Raw genomic sequence first — 1,370 nt, 5'->3', positions numbered from 1 at the left:
GATAGCGGCGGTGCGGGTAGACGGCGAAGATGCCGCCGCCCGACAGGATACGGTCATCCATCACCGACACCAGCCGGCCGCTCGCGAGATCGGGCGCGGCAATGAAATCCGGCAGGACGGTGAATCCCAGCCCGGACACGGCCGCGGCTCTCGCCGTCATCGGGCTGTTGACCTCGATCGGACCTGACACCGAAACGCTGACCGGATCGCCATTGTCGCCCTTGAACGGCCAGTTGTTCAGTCCGCGGCCATTGGTGTCGACGATGCAAGGCATGCGGCTGAGATCCTGCGGCCGTGTCGGCGTGCCATGCTTGGCGATCAGTTCGGGGGAGGCGCAGAGCTTTATCGAAAATGGCGCCAGACGCCTGGCGATCAGCGACGAGTTCTCCAGCCGCGAGATACGCACCGCAAGGTCGAAGCCTTCCTCGACCAGATCGACGAAGCGGTCGTCGAGCTGGATGTCGAGCACGATGTCGGGATGCTGCTTGGCGAAGTCGATCAGCGACTGGCCGATCGGCGCGTCGGCGAAGGTGCGCGGCGCCGACAGCTTGATCCGGCCGCGCACGTCGCCGGAGGATTCGCGCACCGCGTCGGCCAGGCTGTCGACCTCGCGCACGATCTCCGAGGCGCGCCGGTAATAGGTGTGGCCGGCCTCGGTCATCGAGAACTGGCGCGTGGTGCGGTTGAGCAGCAAAGCGCCGAGTTCGTCCTCCAGCTCGCGCACATATTTCGACAGCAAGGCCTTGGAGCGGCCGATCTTGCGCGCCGCCGCGGAAAAGCCCTCGGCCTCGACCACGTCGATGAAGGCGCGCATGCGCGTCAGTGTGTCCATGGTCAGGCCTTTCGTGCCGCGTCGAGAAGTTTCCGGCCGAGCCGTATCAGGGCAATGTCGCTGCCGGAAGGGCCAAGCAGCGACAGGCCGAACGGGGCGCCGGCGACCGAGCCGACGGGCAGTGTGATCTGTGGAAAACCGGACAGGCCGGCCAGGCACAGAAGCTGGAGCGCCCGTTCGCGATAGGCCTGGAACTGCTCCGGCGTGCTGTCCACGTAAGGCGCCGGACCAGGCACCGTCGGCAGGACAAGGAAGCCGTCCTTGCCGAGCAGGGCGCTCAGTTCGCCGCGAAAGGTCAGACGCCGCACCTTCTCGGCCTGCGCCGTCTTGTCGTCGACGGCGCGGCCGAAGCCGAAACGCTCCTCGACGCCGGTGCCGAGGCCGCGCTCGCCGCTGGTGATCCATTCGCCATGCACCGCCCAGGCCTCCCTGGCCTGCAGCCGGCGAAAGCACCAGTAAAGTTCATCGGGAGATGAGGAGAAGCGGATTGCCGGCGTCGCCGGCGCGCCGAAAACCGCGCCCGCCAGCCCCTTCATTC

Annotated in this window: 1 protein-coding gene and 1 pseudogene; both read right to left on the bottom strand. The window is 67.1% G+C overall.

The genetic code is table 11. The annotated features are described in order from the left end of the window. A partial coding sequence (locus tag EN969_RS31180) for a LysR family transcriptional regulator (RefSeq protein ID WP_164758666.1) occupies positions 1 to 832 on the bottom strand: 832 nt, incomplete at its 3' end. 2 nt (positions 833 to 834) lie between these two features. Further along, positions 835 to 1,370, bottom strand: a pseudogene (locus EN969_RS31175) (amidase family protein); the annotation flags it as partial.

The sequence above is a fragment of the Mesorhizobium sp. M7A.F.Ca.CA.003.01.2.1 genome (genome assembly GCF_003998945.1).
Classification (GTDB): domain Bacteria; phylum Pseudomonadota; class Alphaproteobacteria; order Rhizobiales; family Rhizobiaceae; genus Mesorhizobium; species Mesorhizobium ciceri.
Note: the sequence above shows the minus strand (reverse complement) of the source record. Positions and strands in the feature narration are given on the sequence as shown.